Origin of the sequence: Flammeovirga pacifica (assembly GCF_000807855.2) — a bacterium.
Classification (GTDB): domain Bacteria; phylum Bacteroidota; class Bacteroidia; order Cytophagales; family Flammeovirgaceae; genus Flammeovirga; species Flammeovirga pacifica.
The window spans coordinates 814,972-834,814 of record NZ_JRYR02000002.1 but is presented as its reverse complement, the minus strand read 5'-3'; the positions used below and the strand labels follow the sequence as shown (position 1 = coordinate 834,814).

The window sequence follows — 19,843 nt, the reverse complement described above, 5'->3', positions numbered from 1 at the left end:
TATGATATTTATCATATAGAATAAACAAGACAGCATTACTTACTCACATGCAGAAGGTAATCAAATAAACTTTCCTTTTTATACACTATACACTAAGAGAATTTTTATGAGCAGATATACTGAATATCTCCAAGAGATCGAAGAACGAAAAGGTCAAGGTCTACATCCAAAGCCGATTGACGATGCAGAATTAACAAGTGAAATCATTGCACAAATTAAAGATGTGAACAATGAGAATAGAAAAGATTCACTTCACTTTTTTATCTACAACACATTACCTGGTACTACTAGTGCAGCAGGCGTCAAAGCTAAGTTTTTAAAAGAAATTATTCTTGGTGAAGTTAAAGTAGAAGAAATTACTGCAGATTTTGCTTTTGAACAATTATCACACATGAAAGGTGGTCCTTCTGTTGAAGTACTTCTTGACCTTGCATTGGGTAATAATGAGTCAATTGCAAAAGCATCAGCAAAAGTATTGAAAACGCAAGTTTTCCTTTATGATGCAGACATGGAGCGTTTAGACGCTGCTTTCAAAGGTGGCAATGCAATCGCGAAAGAAATCTTAGAAAGCTATGCTCAAGCAGAATTCTTTACAAAACTTCCTGAAGTAGAAGAGGAAATTAAAATTGTTACTTTCATTGCAGGAGAAGGTGATATCTCTACAGATTTATTATCTCCTGGTGCTGATGCTCACTCAAGATCAGATCGTGAACTACATGGTCAATGTATCTTTGAACACAATAAAGAGCAGCAAAAAGCATTGACAGCTTTAAAAGAACAACATCCTGATAAACGTGTAATGCTTATTGCAGAAAAAGGCACAATGGGTGTGGGTTCTTCAAGAATGTCAGGTGTTAACAACGTAGCATTATGGACAGGTATTCCTGGTAGCCCATATGTTCCTTTTGTTAATATCGCTCCAATTATTGCTGGTACTAATGGTATCTCTCCAATTTTCTTAACTACAGTAGGTGTAACAGGCGGTATCGGTATCGACCTTCAAAACTGGGTGAAGAAAAAGGATGATAAGGGTAATACTGTTTTAAATGCAGAAGGAGAACCAGTATTAGAAAAAACATATTCTGTTGAGACTGGTACTGTTCTAACTATTAATACAAAAACAAAAAAATTATATAACGGAGACCAAGAATTGATTGATATCTCTGCTTCTTTAACTCCACAGAAAGTAGAGTTTATTAAAGCAGGTGGTTCTTATGCAGTTGTATTTGGTAAGAAATTACAATCATTCGCTGCTAAGGCTTTATCTATCGATGCTCCTGTAGTATTTGCTCCATCAAAAGAAATCTCTATTGACGGACAAGGTTTAACTGCAGTAGAAAAGATCTTTAATAAAAATGCTGTAGGAACTACTCCGGGTGTAACTTTACATTCAGGTTCTGATGTTCGTGTAGAAGTAAACATTGTAGGTTCTCAAGATACTACTGGTTTAATGACTTCTCAGGAACTAGAGTCTATGGCAGCAACCGTAATTTCTCCAATTGTAGATGGTGCTTACCAATCTGGTTGTCATACTGCATCTGTTTGGGATAAGAAAGCGCAAGCTAACATTCCTAAGTTGATGAAATTTATGAACGACTTTGGTTTGATTACTGCTCGTGACCCTAAAGGTGTATACCACGCAATGACAGACGTTATTCATAAAGTATTGAATGACATTACTGTTTCTGATTGGGATATCATTATTGGTGGTGACTCTCATACAAGAATGTCGAAAGGTGTTGCATTTGGTGCCGATTCTGGTACTGTAGCACTAGCTTTAGCTACTGGTGAGGCTACTATGCCTATTCCAGAATCTGTTAAAGTAACATTTAAAGGTGAGATGAAATCTTACATGGACTTCCGTGATGTTGTTCATGCTACTCAGCAACAAATGTTGAAGCAATTTGGTGGTGATAACGTATTCCAAGGTAGAGTAATTGAAGTACATATTGGTACTTTAACAGCTGACCAAGCATTTACTTTCACAGACTGGACTGCTGAGATGAAAGCGAAAGCATCTATCTGTATTTCAGAAGATGAGACATTAATTGAATCATTAGAAATTGCTAAGTCTAGAATCCAAATCATGATTGAGAAGGGTATGGACAATGAAAAAGCAGTTCTTCAAGGTTTAATCGATAAAGCAAACAATAGAATTCAAGAAATCAATACAGGTGTTAAACCTCCATTAACTCCAGATGCTGATGCAAAGTATTTTGCAGAAGTGGAGATAGATCTTGATGAAATTGAAGAGCCAATGATTGCCGATCCTGATGTAAATAACGATGATGTTTCTAAACGTTATACTCACGATACAATTAGACCTTTATCTTTCTATGGTGGCGACAGACAAGTAGACCTAGGTTTTATTGGTTCTTGTATGGTACACAAAGGGGATATGAAAATTTTAGCTCAAATGTTGAAAAACATTGAAGAGTTAAATGGTAAAGTTGAATTCAAAGCTCCTCTAGTAGTAGCTCCTCCAACATACAATATTGTTGATGAGTTAAAAGCGGAAGGAGATTGGGAAGTTCTTCAGAAGTATTCAGGTTTCGAATTTGACGATGATGCTCCTAAAGGTGCTGCTCGTACTAAATACGAAAAAATGCTTTACTTAGAGCGTCCTGGTTGTAACCTTTGTATGGGTAACCAAGAAAAAGCGGAACCTGGTGATACTGTAATGGCTACATCAACTCGTTTATTCCAAGGTAGAGTCGTAAAAGATTCTTCTGAGAAGAAAGGTGAGTCATTATTATCTTCTACTCCAGTAGTAGTACTTTCAACGATTCTTGGTAGAACACCAAATATCGAAGAATATCAAGCTGCAGTAAAAGGAATCAACCTAACGAAGTTCAAGCCTTCTTCTAAGTTGTTGACTTCTTAAGTTAATAAATATATCAACTACTTTTAATAGGTGGTTTTTGAAATAGATATAATCTCAGTAAATTGCGGTGACACGCTTATTTACTGAGATTTTTTTATGACAAAACTAATACTATTCCTCTCAATTATCATTTTAGGAACATCTTGTACGTTGACAACAAATGTCAATTCTGAAGCCTTATCTGCAGAATTAGATAGTATCTATTATTTAGATCAAAAGTACCGAAAACAACTCCTTAATACTTATGAAATTGATTCTTCAGAGATGAAATTTTTGTGGAGTAAGCAAAATGAATTAGATCAGAAAAATTTAAAACGTATTCAAGAAATTATTGATACTATAGGAGGTTACCCAGGGAAAAGTTTAGTAGGAAACACAAGTAGTAAAACTGCTTTTTTTGTACTTCAGCACGCTCCTGATAGTATTCAGAACGAATACTATGAAATGATTATCCAAGCCGGTAAAGATCGTGAACTAAGCCTAAATTTGGTAGCATTGTATCAAGATAGGTATTTAATGCAAACAGGTCAACCTCAAATTTATGGTTCTCAAATTCTTATGACCAAAGAAATAGATTCGGTTAGTGGGAAGATGGTGGAAGTAACTAAATTATGGCCGATAGCAGATACGACTAATATAGATTCTTTACGTTTATGGAATGGTATGGGGCCCCTAGAAGAGTATTTAAATGCTTTTGAATTATCTAGGTGGTAATTTGTATTCTAATAAATTGATAATAAACTTACTATCATCTCAAGAATTGATTAATTCATATTTTTTTCTTTTCGGAACACATTTTGAAAAGAATAAATGAATCACAACAATTTTTATGAATACTTCTGATAAACTAATTAACAAAGCAAAAATCATAGCTATACACCTACATAATTTTTTACTAAAGTATGTATATAGCGATCGTAATATCACATACATCAAAGAGTTATTGATTGATATAAAAAGGAGTTTTATTAATCTTTTAATCGCTTTGACTAAACTAAAAAATCCATCAAAAAAAGATTGGAAAATACTCATTATTGAAGAAATAATTGCCACAGGTACAGGTTGGACTGCAGGTATTTTTGCTTCTGATTGGGTGAGCAGTAACTACAAATTTAAAAGTTCCAAAAACCTATGGGGGTTAACTGGTAGAAGAGATGGAAGAGAAATGCTGAGCAGGGAAGATTATGAATTGTACGATTGGTGGGCAAGCTACCTTATTGGCTTAATCATGATGTTTATTGTAAGATATCTTGTTTTACAATTAATGCACGAGTTCGAAAAAGTGAGAGAGGCACGTCAATCTGATGAAGATGAATCACCAAACTTATCCCTATGAGAAAGTTAATTAAGATTACTGTAATATTATTCATTTCAATTTATTCTATTTCGCTTGGATGGCTTTATTTTAATCAAGAATCACTGATTTTTTTTCCTGAAAAGTTAGCTGAAGATTATCGTTATCATTTTGAAAACCAACATGAAGAAATCAATTTTACTACTAAAGATGGGCATCAAATAAATAGTCTTTTTTTCAAAAGTGATAGTTCTTTTGGATTAGTATTTTTTCTACATGGCAATTCAGGTTCCCTCAAAGATTATGGATACATGGCTCCGATTTATCTAAAGCATCAATACGATGTTTTAATGATAGATTATAGAGGGTTTGGAAAAAGTTCTGGAGAAATTATTAGCCAAGAACAACTTTTTGATGATCATCAAATGATCTATGATGAGATGAAGAAAGAGTATGATGAGAGCAAAATTATTATACTAGGTTACTCTATTGGCACTGGAATGTCCTCTTATTTGGCTTCAAAAAACAAACCGTCAAAACTAATATTACTAGCACCTTATTACGGTTTAGCAAGTATGATGCATAATTACTATCCTTATGTTCCATCATTTTTACTAAAATATAAATTAGCCACTTATGAATATTTAGAAGAGAGTGATTTTCCTATTTATATTTTTCATGGCAGAGTAGATAATGTCATTCCAATTGGACAATCAAATATGTTAAAAGAGAAGTTTCCAACTAAAATTGATTTGATCATTCTTGAAAATCAAGATCATAATAATATTAATAAAAACCCTGTGTATCAGTCTAAAGTGGATAAGATCTTAGAGGATTAATCTGTTTTAACTTTCGATATTAATTATTCTTAAATAATATTCGAACGATCGATTAGTTTGTATTTTGCGACAAACTTAAATTCATTGCAATGTACCTTGTGATACAACGAATACTGATTGTTCTATTAATAATTATTTTACCCACTAAAGTATTTGCCCAAGAAAAAGAAAAAAACTTAAGATTCTCGGCGTTGGGAGGGCCTGCTTATTCCCCTGATTATGGAGTGCTAGTAGGGGGCAGTATGTTGTTTACCTTTAAGACAAATCCTTTAGATATAGATTTAAGAAAATCTATTGTACCGGTCACTTTTTCAATAATGGAGGCTGGATATGATGTGAAAATTCACCCTCAATTATTTTTGAAAGGAGGTGATATTCGTGTTTTCTCTGATTACGAATATTTAAATAACTATGAACATTATTATGGTGTTGGATATGATGATAACAGAACGATAGTAAGAGGTGATGAAACAACGAGATATTTTCAGAATACAGTAATTATTAGAAATGATGTACTATTTAGAATTCAAGATTCCCCTTTTTTTATTGGCCCTTCTCTAGATTATACAGACCGTGAGTTAACAGATGTTGCTGCTGGTATTAGAGACGATTTTATTTATTTTCATCAAGGAGGGACCGATGAAGGAATACATTTTAGAAATGTTGGTTTTGGATTACGACTTACCTATGATACTAGAGATGTGCCTGTTAACGCCTATGAAGGGGTATTTTTTGATATGAAAGCAAGGATGTATCACAAGGAATTAGGTTCAACAAATAATTGGGGCATACTATCTTTTGAATACCGTCAGTATAAAAAAATGAGTAGATGGGGTGAACGAAAAACCCTAGCTTGGACCGCAAAAGTAAGATCCACTATTGGAGATACTCCTTTTACAGATATGTCTATTATCGGTTCCCCTTATGATCTTCGAGGGTATTATAAAGGTCAATTTAGAGATAAAACAATGGCGTATCTCATGGCGGAATACCGTTCAATGTGGAATTCTAAATCAAAGTTTTGTTCAAAATTAGGTTATACGGTATGGGGTGGTGTAGGTATGATTGGTTCTGATATTCTTACCCCCAACGGAGTGCTCCCTAATTTTGGGGTGGGATTAAGATATGAGGTCCAACCGCGAATGAATTTTCGAATTGATATAGGACACGACCCTCTTCAAAAACAGACTTTAATTTATTTTAATATGACGGAAGCTTTTTGAAAAAAATGATTGTTCTTATTTAAAATCATCAATAAATATTTTTTGAAAAAATCTTGAAAAAAAAATATAAAAAAAGATACTTATTTATAAACTAAAATTATATTTGCGCCACCCAAAATTAGCGACTAATTGTAAAGAGAGTATAAATGATAACTAAAGCTTAAAAACGATAATTACTCTAGGTGATCACCTTACTAATAATAATCTACTGACAAAAGAAAAAATATATAATAACACATTAATTTTTATAATATCTCCTTTTTTAAAACCAAAAGAATACTTCATAAGTTATTGTTTATGAGTGTGGTATGTATTCTATTTATTTCATTGATAACAACCCCAATTTCAAACTTTACCATCATTATTAATTACACTTTCGACTTATAAAAAGATGGATCTTAATAGTATTGACAAAATCGAATTGGATTATCTCAAATTCGAAGATTATTTGGAGATTAAGGACGTTATGGTGTCTGCATACTCCTCTATGCCGGATTCTTATTGGAAAGAAGATCAGATAAAAAAACTGCTTGATAAATTTCCAGAAGGACAGGTGGTGATAAAAGTGAACGGACAAATTGCAGGGACTGCGTTATCTATAATTGTGAATTATAACACTTTTGATGATAACCACACTTACCGTGATATTACGGCAGATTATACTTTCACGTCCCATGATGATGATGGAGATACTTTATATGGTATCGATGTTTTTATAAAACCTGATTATAGAGGGTTAAGATTAGGGCGAAGATTATACGATTTTAGAAAAGAACTTTGTGAGCAAAAAAATCTTAGAGGCATCGCTTTTGGAGGAAGAATTCCTAATTATCATAAATTTTCTGCAACCTTATCACCTAAAGAATATTTAGAAAAAGTAAAGCTTAAGGAAATACATGATCCTGTGCTTAACTTTCAGATATCCAATGACTTTCACCCGACTAGAATACTAAAAGGTTACTTAGAAGGAGATGCGAATTCTGGTGAATATGCTGTGCTTTTAGAATGGGATAACATTTATTATGAAAAACCAGATAAGAAAGCGGCAACCCAAAAAAAAGTTGTTCGTTTAGGATTGATACAATGGCAGATGAGACCATACAAAGACATCGATTCTTTGCTTCAGCAAGCTGAATATTTTATTGACGCGGTCTCTGGATATCGCTCTGATTTTGCGGTATTCCCAGAGTTTTTCAACGCCCCGCTCATGGCAAAATACAACGACTTGACTGGTGCAAAAGCAATACGAGAACTAGCAAAATATACAGACCAAATTATTGAGAAATTCTCTAACTATTCTATTGCATACAACATTAACATTATTGCAGGTTCCATGCCCGAAATTAAAGATGGGGATTTATTAAATGTAGGCTATTTGTGTAAAAGGGATGGGACTGTAGAACGATACGAAAAATTACATATTAACCCTGATGAAGTAAAATTATGGGGAATGCAAGGAGGAAAGCAAATCAAGACTTTTGATACAGATTGTGGAAAAATTGGAATTCTGATTTGTAATGACGTAGAGTTTCCCGAGCTCAGCAGATTGCTGGCCGACGAGGAAATGGAATTATTGTTTGTACCATTTTTAACCGATACACAAAATGGATATTCAAGAATTAGGCACTGTGCTCAGGCAAGAGCAATAGAAAATGAATGTTATGTGGCAATAACAGGAAGTGTAGGAAACCTTCCAAAAGTCCATAACATGGATATTCAATTTGCTCAGTCTGTAGTATTTACCCCATGCGACTTTGCTTTTCCAACAAGTGGAGTGAAAGCGGAAGCAACGCCAAATACGGAAATGATACTAATTGCAGATGTAGACTTAGACTTACTTAGAGAATTGCACCAACATGGTAGCGTAAGAAATTTAAAAGACAGAAGGAAAGATGTTTACACTCTAAGTAAAAATTAATTGATAAATAATATATACAACCTCAGCCACTTTAAATAAGATGAAAAACACGTATTTTGATCTAATAGAGCAAAGCTACTATTTCCCACAAGAAGGCTTTGACTTAAGAGACAACTCTCTCACATTCCATGGCGTTTCTCTGAAACACCTAATTGAAAAACACGGTACTCCTTTTCGATTCATTTATTTACCAAAAATTGGAGACCAAATTAAAAAAGCAAGAAATTTATTCAACCGAGTTATTAAAAACAATGCATACAAAGGAGAATATAACTATTGCTACTGTACAAAAGTAAATCACTTTTACCATGTGGTAAATGAAGCTGTAAAACACAATGTAGATTTAGAAACTTCTTCTTCTTTTGATATTGATTTGATCTTATCATTATATCAAAAAGGAAAAATTACAACAGACATAAAAATTATTCATAACGGATATAAAACAGAAGAGTATTTAAGAAAAATAATTGAACTACAAAAAGCGGGTTTTCATAACTCTGTAATTATCCTTGATAGTATCAACGAATACCATCGTCTAACAAGAATAAAAACAAAACATGTAGTGAAAATTGGTGTAAGAATGTCGATTAATGAAGAAGCACAATCGGCATATTATACTTCAAGATTGGGAATACCTCAGAAGGATATTTTGGAATTCTATAGAACCTATATTCATGACAACCCAAAAGTTGAATTTAAAATGTTCCACTTTTTTGTAGACTCAGGTATAAAAGATACACCTTATTACTGGGGTGAGTTCAGAAGAGCATTATCTCTTTACATTGATCTAAAAAAAGAATGTGAGTCTTTAGATTCATTGAACATGGGAGGTGGTTTTCCAATTCGAAATAGTTTAGGATTCGAATACAACTATGAGTATATGATCAATGAGATTGTGGGAACAATAAAATCTGCTTGTGTAGAAAATAAAATTCCTGAACCTCACTTATTCACTGAATATGGTAAATATACAGTGGGCGAAGCAGGGGCAATCATCTTTGAAGTTTTAGATCAGAAGCAACAAAACGATAATGAAACTTGGTACATCATCGACAATAGTTTAATGAATACTATCCCAGATGCTTGGTCAATACAAGAGAAATTCATCTTGTTGCCTGTCAATAAATGGGATCACGAATATGGTAGAGTCAATATCGGTGGTATTAGTTGTGATCATTCTGATTATTATAATTCTGATGATCTCAATCAAGAAGTATTATTACCTACCTACAAGAAAGATGAAGTGAAAGAGCCATTGTATTTAGGTTTTTTCCATACAGGTGCTTATCAAGATTCTGTGAGTGGGTACGGTGGTATCAAACACTGTTTAATTCCATCACCTAAACACGTGATTATTGATAGAGATGAGAAAGGTAATATTATAGACACTGTGTACAGAGAAGAGCAATCTGTATCTGAGATGTTTAAAATTTTAGGCTACAATGAGTAATTCATACATTTTTGCAGGGTTGGAGGAAAAATATTCTGCATTTAGAAACGCCAGTATTCTACTTCAACCTATTCCTTATGACGGGACAAGTACATGGGGAAAAGGAGCAGATAAAGGTTTAGCGGCTTTTATCGAGGCATCGGAAAATATGGAACTCTATGATATAGAAACTGATTCTGAAGTGTACAAAAAAGGAGTATACGTACTTCCTGAAATTTATGAGAAATCATCTCCAGAATTAGTGTATAAGGCGGTATATCAAAAGACAAAAGACCTTTTGGAGTTGGATAAATACCTCACCTTTTTTGGAGGTGAACATGCCATAAGCATCGGAGTTATTGATGCTTTTAAAGAAAAGTTTGAGGATTTAACAGTACTTCAAATTGATGCACATGCTGATTTAAGACCAAGCTATTTAGGTTCTGAATTTAACCATGCTTGTGCATTACATCGAGCATCAAAAAGTACAAACTTAATACAAGTGGGTATAAGAAGTATGGATGTTTCAGAGAAAGATCATATGAATTATGATCAATGTTATTTTGCCGAAGAAATTTATGGGCAAACAGAATGGATGGACAAGTCGATTGAACAAATGACTGACAACGTTTATCTCACCATTGATTTAGATGCTTTTGATCCCGGAATTATGCCTGCAACGGGAACCCCAGAACCAGGTGGTTTTGATTGGAATACTTTAATAATATACCTCAAAAAGGTATTTACAAAAAAGAATGTGGTCGGTTTTGATATCGTGGAGTTTGCTCCAATTGATGGTTTACACGGGCCAGGATTCTTGGTTTCAAAATTATATTACAAGCTATTATCATATAAATACTATGGAAAATAAAGGTCAAGTTTCTCAATTCATATTAGAGCACTTCAAACACTTTAACGCAGCAAGCTTAGTAGATGCAGCTAAAGGTTACGAAGTACAATTATCAAAAGGAAACAAAATGATGGTGACTCTAGCAGGTGCGATGAGTACTGCAGAGTTAGGTAAATCATTGGCAGAAATGATTCGTCAGGATAAGATTCAAATTATCTCTTGTACAGGTGCCAATTTGGAAGAAGATGTAATGAACTTAGTAGCTCATTCATTTTATAAAAGAATTCCAGAATATAGAGATTTAACACCTCAACAAGAAAGAGAATTGTTGGATAATGGTTTAAACAGAGTAACGGATACTTGTATTCCTGAAGAAGAAGCTTTTAGAAGATTACAAGATCATATTTATAAAATTTGGAAAACAGCAGAGGAAGCAGGTAAGCGCTTCTTTCCACACGAGTACATGTACAAAATGTTATTGTCTGGAGAGCTAGAGCAATATTATCAGATAGATCCTAAGAACAGTTGGCTTTTAGCTGCTGCAGAAAAGAATTTACCTATCGTTGTCCCAGGATGGGAAGATTCTACTATGGGAAATATCTTTGCTTCCTACTGTATAAAAGGCGAATTAAAAACGTCTACAGTAAAATCGGGTATAGAATACATGACATGGTTGGCAGATTGGTATACAGAAAATACCAAGGACAATGGTATCGGTTTCTTCCAGATCGGAGGAGGTATTGCGGGCGATTTCCCAATATGTGTAGTGCCAATGTTGTATCAAGATCTTGAAAGAACACAAACACCATTTTGGAGTTATTTCTGTCAGATTTCTGACTCTACAACAAGTTATGGTTCATATTCTGGAGCTGTTCCAAACGAGAAAATTACTTGGGGAAAATTGGACGCTGATACGCCAAAATTTATCGTTGAATCAGACGCTACTATTGTAGCACCTTTGATTTTTGCATACCTATTAGGGTATTAAGAGTTACATATTCAGATGGTTTATTAAAAGTTGATGTTTAAAAACGGACATAAGTATAACTATGGTTTATCAGTTGTATATATAAAGAGTATAATTAAAGCGAGGGGTTTTACTCCTCGTTTTTTTTGTGTCTTTTTTGATAGGTGTCGTAAGTTAAAGGTCTTGGGGAAGGTTTTTATATAAAAAGAGATGGTTTTATTATAAAATAAAACCATCTCTTTATTTTTTGAGTGCTAAGTAAGTATATAATAAACGCCTTATCTAGTTCTCATTAATATAAAATTGATCAATTACTTTGGCGAAAACCTAGTAAATCGAATTTCTTTGTTTAAACTCCTTTGAATAAAGTTACTTCTTGCTCCATTCACCAGATAAACTTCAATTCCTTTTTCGAAGCAGATCTTGGCAGCTGAGATTTTAGAAGTCATTCCTCCTGTACCTAAACCATTTTCTCTTTCTTCAATAAACTGATTAATATTCGAAAGATCATGGACGACAGGGATCAATTCGGCATCTTCATGAAGATTAGGGTTTTTAGTAAACAATCCTTCAATATCAGAAGCAATAATTAATAGATTAGCTTCTACTAAAGATGCAACTAATGCCGATAACTTATCATTATCACCTAAAATGAGTTCCTCAACAGCAACAGTATCATTTTCATTAAAAATGGGGATAAATCCATGATTTAATAATTCATCTACTGTATTTCTGGTATTCTTTCTAGACTCTTCGTTATCAAAGTCTTTGTAGGTCATTAAACATTGAGCCACTTTTAGGTCAAAATCACCAAAACACTCCGCATAAATCTGAAGTAATTTAGGTTGACCAATAGCAGATAGTGCCTGTTTAGAGTGCACCATATTGTTTTTTAAACCATTGATATTGATAAACTGTTTTGCCGTAGCTACAGCACCAGAAGAAACTAAAATGATATCATATTGATCTCTAAGAGCTAATATCTGTCGACCAATATTTTCAATTTTACCTCTTGATATTAATTTAGTACCTGCCGTAAGTGTGGAGGTACCAATTTTTACCACTATTCTTGGTTTCATATTACCCCCTTGTTTGTCCATTTCCAGAAATAAACCATTTGTTGGATACTAATTGAGCTAATCCAACAGGCCCACGGAAATGTAGTTTTTGTGTACTTATCGCTATCTCAGCACCAAATCCAAACTGACCACCATCCGTAAATCTCGAAGATGCGTTATGGTATACAGCAGCACAATCTACTTCATATTGAAACTGAGTAGCCGCCTCTTTATCATTTGTAATGATAACTGCAGAGTGACCTCCAGAATATTTATTGATTGTTTTTACAGCTGTTTCTTGATCGGGAGTAACTGTAAATAATATTTTTTCTGATAAAAACTCTTCTGGCATTAAAGCATCAACATCTGCTTTTTGTGCAATAGAAGTAGATGAAACAACTTGTTCATCACCTAAAACTTCTAAACCAATATCAGTGGCTTTTTGTGCGATCAGAGCTATTTTTTTACCTAGTTCAGGAAGGTCTTTATCGAATAATACTTTATCAATTGCATTACAAACGCTCAAACGACTTTTACCATTTAAAACGATATCGATTGCCATATCAAAATCTACATTTTTATGTATGTAGATAAAGTTATTACCACGCCCACTAATCATTAATGGTACATTAGTAGTTTGTTTAATATAATTGATAAGTCCTTCGCCACCTCTTGGAATAATTAAATCCAATTGATACGTATTTTCAGAAAGCATCTTTTGAGTAGCTACTCTGTCGATATCTAAATATTCAACATAATCTTCACTTACCTCATTTGCTTTTAAAGCTTTTTTCCATAAATCGACTAAAACCAAGTTAGAGTTTCTAGCTTCTTTACCGCCCTTTAATAAAATCTTATTTCCAGATTTAAAAGCACTAACGGCAGCTTCAATAGTAACGTCTGGACGAGATTCATAAATAATAAGAATTCTACCAAAAGGAACCACTCGGTTTTCTACCTTCATTCCGTTGGGGTGATCGTAAGCACTTAATATTTTCCCTTCGGGGTCTTCCAAACCTAAAACTTCAGCAACAGAACCTACCATACCCTTTACTTTTTTGTCATCTACCTTTAAACGGTCGACTAAAGTAGGGTCTAAGTCTCCTGCTTTTTCTAAATCCAACTGGTTGGCCTTGATAATTTCTGAAGCATGATCTTCAATCAGCATCGCCAAATCTTTTAGAACATTGTTCTTCTTCTCTGTGGAAAGTATCATCGTCTTATTAAGTTTATGTTAGTTCTCCCACAATCGCTTTGTGGTTTGGAATTAATTTTAGCAATATACGGCGATATTTTAAAAAATATGATTGAAATCTTAATAAATTATCAATATAACCGTATTTGTATTGATATTTTGGAATTTTTGTTTGCTTTTTATTTTTTACTAAATTGATAGAGCAACTAAATTAAGGATATGTATTTCGAAGGAAACATTAGTATTGACCCGTCACAATTGACTCAGATTGAGAGAGTAAAACCTACAAAAGCATTCAAAAGAATCTTTTATTACCTCACTCTTGGGAATGTATCTGATCAAATAGAAAAAGAAACATTTACAGCGGTTTCAATTTTACAACAAATTAACGATGTACTATTACATTTAGGAATTGATAATATTGTCCGTTTATCTCATGATGGTATCGATTTCTATTTAGATAAGGAAGGGAAAGAAGGAGACTTAAAAGAAGCTTTTGATAAATATGATTTAGAAATTGATCATTCTATGTCTTCTCATTACGATCAGTTAGTCATGGTCATGGAACATGAAGATTCAGGTTTCAAATATTTATTAGAAATAGTGATCAACCGTACCCATAAATTAGGGGAGTATCCTATCGAAATTAAAGTAACCGGACTTCTAAATCAATTTAAAAAGGAGGGGAAAGATAGAGAAAAACTAAGACAAGAAATGTCTTCTGTATTCGAAAATCAAGAAGCCCATAATAAGTTTAAATCTAACAAATTATATGAATTTGAACAGTTTTTAAATGAGCTAAAAATGGCCATAATAAAACTGATGAAGGTAGATGATGTTAGAGCGGAGTCTAAAACTAAAATGGTTGTTCCAAAAGCCAAAGTAACTTCTGAAGAAGATATGAGGCATGATCAATCCTACGGACAATATGGTGTACATTATGGCTATTATGGATTTAACGATTTCCTTTTCTATAGCATGTTGTGGTCTTCTATGAGCCATGATAATCATATTACCGTTTACGATACCCACCTAGAATCTGATATGGGAGAAGATATCGGTTTTTATGAAGAAGTGGATACTACAACAGATTATTTTGATGATGAAGTGGAAACTGATATCGAAGAATTAGGAGAAATGAATAACGAAGCTGACGTAACAGGTTCAGATTTTGATTCTTCTGATTATGATGATGATACCACAAAAAGTGATGGTGGTAGTTGGTTCGATTTCGGTGGAGATGATGGAGGTAGTGATTGGGGAAGCGATGATTTTGGTGATTTTGGTGGAGATGATTGGTAATTATTAAAGATTATAAATGAATTAAGGCATACTAAGTAATTAGAATGCCTTTTTTTATTATTTTTATTCATCTGAAAATACGATAGAACTAAATGAAAGCTCCAGAAACACCAGAAAATGAGTTTGATAGAATAAAGGACTTATATTCTTATAATATTTTAGATACACTAGGCGATATAGATTTTGATTATATCACCAAGATGGCTGCACAAATTTGTCAAACTAAAATTTCTGTGGTAAGCCTTATTGATAGAGATAGACAATGGTTTAAGTCAAAATATGGTCTAGATGCTCCAGAAACACCTCGTGAAGTTTCCTTTTGCGGACATGCTATTTTGGATCCCTTTAATTTATTAGAGGTAAAAGATGCAAGAAAAGATGAGCGTTTTCATGATAACCCATTAGTGACAGGAGCTCCTCATGTGATTTTTTATGCTGGTATACCTTTAATGAGTGAAAAAGGAAATGCACTTGGAACTCTTTGTGTAATTGATGATCATCCTGGAGAGTTAAGTGATGATCAAAAGGAAAGCTTAAAAATACTATCTCATCAAGTAGTTCGATTATTAGATCTAAGAAAACGTACACTTGAAATAGAAGAATCGAATAAAGAACTCACAAAATATTCAAAACATCTGAAGGAGTTTATTCAAATATCTACAGAAGACATGAATGGACCAGTTTTAAGTATGGATAGTATTATTAATATAGCCATATTAAAACAGCCTGATCCTCAAATTGAAGGCTACCTAAAAAGAATATCAAGAGAAATTGATATTTTAAAAGAAATGATGGAAGATTTTAGACGCTATGATGAAATCGTAAAATATGAAATTCATTACGATAATTATTCCATTCAAGACCTATCAGAAGAACTAAAAAGTATTTTGATGGGGTATATGCGTCAATATCCTATAGAAGTCACGTCAGAACTAGAGTGTTTAAGAATAGATAAAAAGTCTTTAATAGAGATTTTTTATCAACTATTTACTTATCTCTTAGGATATGGAGAATACCTCGATATGCAATTTAATTTACAGGTACAAGAAAGCTATTTTAATTATAATTTTTCATTAAGAATTAAAGAATTAGTGATAGCAGAACAGCATATTAAGAACATTTTTGACCCGTTCGTTAGTAAAATTATTGAGCAAAAAAATCAGAATAAATATAAAAAAGACTTATCGATTCTTCAAAAGCAAATTTCCTTATTAGGTGGAAAAATAAAAGTCGTATCCAATTCTGATATCGGTACGGAAGTACATTTCTCTATCGAAAAATAGAAGAAACCTAACAATGGTTAATCTTCCTAAAAAACCTAGAAGAGTGTTGATAATACAATAATTATTCATCACATTTGTTATGTTCAAACATATAAACATAACATGAACATAGCAATAAACCATAATTCAGCATTACCGCTTCACAAACAAATAGAAACAATCCTAAGAGATTTAATCGATTCTGGAGAATACGATAAAGGTAAACTATTTCCTAAGGAAGTTGATATTAGTAACCGTCTTGGAGTGTCTAGAAATACGGTACGTCAGGCGATCAACACTTTAGTGATGGATGGTTTATTGATTCGAAAAAAAGGAGTTGGAACAACTGTCGCTGAGAAAAAAATTCAGACTAAGCTATCTGAGTGGCATAGTTTTACTCAAGAAATGAACAGTAAAGGTATTCCATTCCAAAATTATAAAGTTCAATTATCAACAGTAAAAGCCAACGAAGAGCAAGCACTTCAACTATCTGTAGAAGAAGGGAAGGAGATTATGCAGTTGGAAAGAATTAGAGGAGACAAAGATGCTCCTTTTGTCTATTTTGTTTCTTGGTTTCACCCAAAAATTCAGTTTAGTGATCAAGAAACATTTGAGACACCACTTTATGATATTATTGAAGAACAATCCAATATTGTTTTGACCAAATCATCTGAAGAGTTGGTGGCAATGTTAGCCAACGAAGATTTGGCCATAGACCTCAAAGTGAAAGTGGGGTCACCTATTTTATTTAGAAAAAGAGCAGTTGCCGATCCAGGTGGTAGAGTGATGGAGATCAATCATGGTTATTATAGAGCCGATAGATTTACCTATCAAATAGAAATCAACCGCTAAGATTAGACTAACTGAATTGATATTACTTATGTTTTCTGAACCACAGGAATCTAAAATCATTAGAAATGAAACTACAAACTAACCATCTAAATATTTTAACTGCTGATATCGGCGGTAGCCATATTACCACTTCTATTGTAAATGTAAACGATAGAAAGGTAGTAGAGGAATCTCAGGCACATCAAAAAATTAATAGTCATGCTTCGGCAGATGTTATTTTAAATGATTGGCTTTCAACTTTCGAAAAATCCATTGCACAATCAGGAATAAAAACCATTGATGGTGTTTGCATAGCTATGCCAGGTCCTTTTGATTATGATCAAGGGATATGTTTGATGGAGAATGTAGGAAAGTACGATGCTTTATACGGGTATAACATTAGGTTAGCTGTATATGATAAACTTTCTGATTATTTAACTTCACCAGAACAAGTACAGTTTCTTAACGATGCAGATGCCTTTATTTTAGGTGCTGTTCATCAACAAAACTGGGACAATGATAAAGTAATAGGCATCACTTTAGGCACAGGTTACGGATCTGGTTTTGTCGATCAAGGACAATTGATTACTGAAGGCGATGAAGTACCTGAAGGTGGATATTTATATTGTCAGCCTTATAAAGAGGGTATTTGTGAAGATTACATCTCTACTCGATGGTTTGTCAAAGAATGGGAAACAAGAACAGGAGAAAAGGTAAATGGTGTAAAAGATATTGCTTTATCGAATCTTCCATTATCCGATCAACTATTTGATGAGTTTGGAGAGAATTTATCCAATACTTTATCTCCTTGGAAAAACGCTTTCGGTCCATCAAAATTGATTATCGGAGGGAATATTACAAAAGCATTATCACGCTTTGAAAATAAATTAAATAAAGAACTAAATATAAATGAAATAATCGCTTACCCTTCTACAGAAGAAGCTTCTATGATTGGTGCTGCGGTTCACTTTTCAAAAACTATAACAAACAAAATGACAAGAAATACCAAACAATATCTCATGCCTTCTCAGGTAGAAGGAACGGAGAAGGGAAATTACAATATCTATCCGTCTCATCAACTTACTGAGGGAGAGATTAAAGTGGGATATAACGGTTTAGCTTCTGTTTTAAAAGATAAAAATACGATTCTATTAGATGGTTATGTTGGGGTAGACTGGGAAGCAGTTACCTCTCAATTATTAGAAGAATTAAAGGCGGAGGGTGTTCAAAATGCCTCTTTCTTAACGATAGAATCAGCACTTAAACCTCAAGAAGAAATAGATCAATTAGTAACCCCATTTACAGGTGGTGATGATCCTATTTTTGGTAAGGTCTTCGAACAAGGTTTAGCCTCGTTTTTTGATACTGATAAATTAGAAAAACTTAAAAATCAAACTTCAGAATTAACCGTAATCTATGGTTGTGGAGCTTCTTTATTAAATGATGCGTCTACAACATTGGTTTATTTTGATGTACCTAAAAATGAAATTCAATTCCGTTCAAGAGCGGGTCGTGTCATTAATTTAGGAGCCAAAGAAGCAATTGCACCAAAACCTCAATACAAAAGAATGTATTTTGTAGATTGGATGGCTTTAAACGACCAAAAATCTAAGATTCTTGGTGATATCGACTTTATTGTTGACGAACAAAGAAGCAATGAAATTACTTGGACAGACGGTGATTCTTTTAGAAAAGGATTGGAAGAGATGTCTAAGAATGCTTTCCGTGTGAGACCTTGGTTTGAACCGGGTGCTTGGGGTGGTCAATGGATCAAAGAAAAAATTGGAGGGTTAAATGATGATGTTCCTAATTACGCTTGGTCTTTTGAATTGATTGTACCTGAGAACGGTATTGTTTTCGAACAAAATAAAAATTTATTAGAGGTTTCTTTCGACTTCTTGATGTATTTTAATCATCATAATGTTTTAGGAGAAGCAGCCAACCGTTTTGGTTACGAATTCCCTATTCGTTTTGATTTTCTTGATACTTACGATGGCGGTAACCTTTCGGTACAATGTCATCCAAGAGTACCTTACATGCAAGAGCATTTTGGTCATAAATTTACACAAGATGAAACATATTATATGCTTGATGCAGAAGAAGATGCAGAAGTGTATTTAGGTTTCCAAGAAGATATTCAGCCAAAAGAATTTGAGAAAGCTTTAAAACATGCAATGGATTCTGGTGAAGAAATGGATGTAAAAAAATACGTTCAGGTACACAAAGCCAATAAGCATGATTTATTCCTAATTCCTAACGGTACTATCCACTGTTCTGGTAAAAACGGAATGGTGTTAGAAATTAGTTCTACTCCTTATATTTTCACTTTCAAAATGTACGATTGGCAACGTCTAGATTTAGATGGTAAACCAAGACCAATGAACATCGAAAGAGGTATGGAGAACTTGTTCTTTGATCGTAAAGGTGATAAAGTACAAGAAGAATTGATCTCAAAACAAGTAGTTGTTGAAGAAGGAAACGATTATCAAATCGTCAATTTATCGACACATAAAGAACATTTTTATGCAGTAGATAGATTTGAGTTTGATAGCGAAATTACTGTAGAATTGAATAACCAATGCCATATCATGAGTTTGGTAGAAGGAGAGTCAATTACTGTAGTAACCAACGATAAAACTTTTGATATAAACTACGCAGAAACTTTCGTTGTTCCTGCAGCAAGTGGAAGCTATAAACTAGTAAACACTTCTGGAAAGCGAGTGAAAGTAATAAAGTCTTATGTGAAATCGGAAGAGTGCTAAGCACTTAGAATTATTACTTACTAGGGAGG

General features: G+C 33.5%; 15 protein-coding genes. 13 read left to right on the top strand and 2 right to left on the bottom strand.

Translation table 11 applies throughout. The features are described 5' to 3' along the window. Positions 1-106 precede the first annotated feature (106 nt). The 9 genes from NH26_RS22365 (at position 107) to NH26_RS22325 (ending at position 11,425) form a co-directional block, all read left to right on the top strand. Positions 107-2,884 (top strand): bifunctional aconitate hydratase 2/2-methylisocitrate dehydratase, encoded by a 2,778-nt coding sequence (locus tag NH26_RS22365; RefSeq protein ID WP_044220655.1) that lies wholly within the window; start codon positions 107-109, stop codon positions 2,882-2,884. A 96-nt stretch (positions 2,885-2,980) separates the two neighbouring features. Continuing rightward, positions 2,981-3,598, top strand: coding sequence for a DUF6624 domain-containing protein (locus NH26_RS22360; RefSeq protein WP_071397265.1), 618 nt, complete (start codon positions 2,981-2,983; stop codon positions 3,596-3,598). Positions 3,599-3,869: 271 nt separating this feature from the next. Then, complete coding sequence (locus NH26_RS22355; protein WP_139263237.1) at positions 3,870-4,220, top strand: hypothetical protein; 351 nt, start codon at positions 3,870-3,872, stop codon at positions 4,218-4,220. After that, a complete protein-coding gene (locus tag NH26_RS22350; RefSeq protein ID WP_044220665.1) occupies positions 4,217-5,017 on the top strand; it encodes an alpha/beta hydrolase in 801 nt (266 codons plus the stop codon). Before NH26_RS22355 ends, NH26_RS22350 begins: the two co-directional genes overlap by 4 nt. Before the next feature lie 98 nt (positions 5,018-5,115). Next, positions 5,116-6,240: a BamA/TamA family outer membrane protein gene (locus tag NH26_RS22345; RefSeq protein WP_044221078.1), complete on the top strand. Its 1,125-nt coding sequence runs from the start codon at positions 5,116-5,118 to the stop codon at positions 6,238-6,240. Between the two features lie 391 nt (positions 6,241-6,631). After that, positions 6,632-8,158, top strand: coding sequence for a carbon-nitrogen hydrolase family protein (locus tag NH26_RS22340; protein WP_044220668.1), 1,527 nt, complete (start codon positions 6,632-6,634; stop codon positions 8,156-8,158). Positions 8,159-8,198: 40 nt separating this feature from the next. Next, positions 8,199-9,608 (top strand): type III PLP-dependent enzyme domain-containing protein, encoded by a 1,410-nt coding sequence (locus NH26_RS22335; protein ID WP_044220672.1) that lies wholly within the window; start codon positions 8,199-8,201, stop codon positions 9,606-9,608. Beyond that, positions 9,601-10,458: an agmatinase gene (speB, locus tag NH26_RS22330; RefSeq protein WP_044220675.1), complete on the top strand. Its 858-nt coding sequence runs from the start codon at positions 9,601-9,603 to the stop codon at positions 10,456-10,458. The genes NH26_RS22335 and speB overlap by 8 nt, the downstream gene beginning before the upstream one ends. Then, complete coding sequence (locus tag NH26_RS22325) at positions 10,448-11,425, top strand: deoxyhypusine synthase family protein (RefSeq protein ID WP_044220677.1); 978 nt, start codon at positions 10,448-10,450, stop codon at positions 11,423-11,425. The genes speB and NH26_RS22325 overlap by 11 nt, the downstream gene beginning before the upstream one ends. Positions 11,426-11,715: 290 nt before the next feature. Here NH26_RS22325 and proB read toward each other — a convergent pair whose 3' ends face one another. Beyond that, positions 11,716-12,483, bottom strand: a complete 768-nt coding sequence (proB, locus tag NH26_RS22320) for a glutamate 5-kinase (protein WP_044221081.1) — start codon at positions 12,481-12,483, stop codon at positions 11,716-11,718. A 1-nt stretch (position 12,484) separates the two neighbouring features. Further along, positions 12,485-13,678 carry a glutamate-5-semialdehyde dehydrogenase gene (locus NH26_RS22315; protein WP_044220680.1) on the bottom strand — a complete coding sequence of 398 codons (1,194 nt, stop codon included), beginning with the start codon at positions 13,676-13,678 and terminating at the stop codon, positions 12,485-12,487. 198 nt (positions 13,679-13,876) lie between these two features. Here NH26_RS22315 and NH26_RS22310 point away from each other — a divergent pair, with 198 nt between their 5' ends. The 4 genes from NH26_RS22310 (at position 13,877) to NH26_RS22295 (ending at position 19,814) form a co-directional block, all read left to right on the top strand. Next, positions 13,877-14,959, top strand: a complete 1,083-nt coding sequence (locus NH26_RS22310; protein ID WP_044220683.1) for a hypothetical protein — start codon at positions 13,877-13,879, stop codon at positions 14,957-14,959. Positions 14,960-15,051: 92 nt separating this feature from the next. Continuing rightward, positions 15,052-16,242, top strand: a complete 1,191-nt coding sequence (locus NH26_RS22305; protein ID WP_044220686.1) for a sensor histidine kinase — start codon at positions 15,052-15,054, stop codon at positions 16,240-16,242. A 102-nt stretch (positions 16,243-16,344) separates the two neighbouring features. Beyond that, on the top strand, positions 16,345-17,073 hold the full coding sequence (locus NH26_RS22300; protein ID WP_044220689.1) for a GntR family transcriptional regulator: 729 nt from the start codon (positions 16,345-16,347) through the stop codon (positions 17,071-17,073). A 65-nt stretch (positions 17,074-17,138) separates the two neighbouring features. Further along, complete coding sequence (locus NH26_RS22295) at positions 17,139-19,814, top strand: ROK family protein (RefSeq protein ID WP_084812329.1); 2,676 nt, start codon at positions 17,139-17,141, stop codon at positions 19,812-19,814. Positions 19,815-19,843 lie beyond the last annotated feature (29 nt).

Bases quoted from the DNA above. Each gene is read 5' to 3' on its own strand.
- NH26_RS22315 (WP_044220680.1), bottom strand. From the start codon at position 13,678: ATGATACTTTCCACAGAGAAGAAGAACAATGTTCTAAAAGATTTGGCG.
- NH26_RS22300 (WP_044220689.1), top strand. From the start codon at position 16,345: ATGAACATAGCAATAAACCATAATTCAGCATTACCGCTTCACAAACAA.
- NH26_RS22340 (WP_044220668.1), top strand. From the start codon at position 6,632: ATGGATCTTAATAGTATTGACAAAATCGAATTGGATTATCTCAAATTC.
- NH26_RS22365 (WP_044220655.1), top strand. From the start codon at position 107: ATGAGCAGATATACTGAATATCTCCAAGAGATCGAAGAACGAAAAGGT.
- proB (WP_044221081.1), bottom strand. From the start codon at position 12,483: ATGAAACCAAGAATAGTGGTAAAAATTGGTACCTCCACACTTACGGCA.
- NH26_RS22310 (WP_044220683.1), top strand. From the start codon at position 13,877: ATGTATTTCGAAGGAAACATTAGTATTGACCCGTCACAATTGACTCAG.
- NH26_RS22295 (WP_084812329.1), top strand. From the start codon at position 17,139: ATGAAACTACAAACTAACCATCTAAATATTTTAACTGCTGATATCGGC.
- NH26_RS22360 (WP_071397265.1), top strand. From the start codon at position 2,981: ATGACAAAACTAATACTATTCCTCTCAATTATCATTTTAGGAACATCT.
- speB (WP_044220675.1), top strand. From the start codon at position 9,601: ATGAGTAATTCATACATTTTTGCAGGGTTGGAGGAAAAATATTCTGCA.
- NH26_RS22350 (WP_044220665.1), top strand. From the start codon at position 4,217: ATGAGAAAGTTAATTAAGATTACTGTAATATTATTCATTTCAATTTAT.
- NH26_RS22305 (WP_044220686.1), top strand. From the start codon at position 15,052: ATGAAAGCTCCAGAAACACCAGAAAATGAGTTTGATAGAATAAAGGAC.
- NH26_RS22325 (WP_044220677.1), top strand. From the start codon at position 10,448: ATGGAAAATAAAGGTCAAGTTTCTCAATTCATATTAGAGCACTTCAAA.
- NH26_RS22335 (WP_044220672.1), top strand. From the start codon at position 8,199: ATGAAAAACACGTATTTTGATCTAATAGAGCAAAGCTACTATTTCCCA.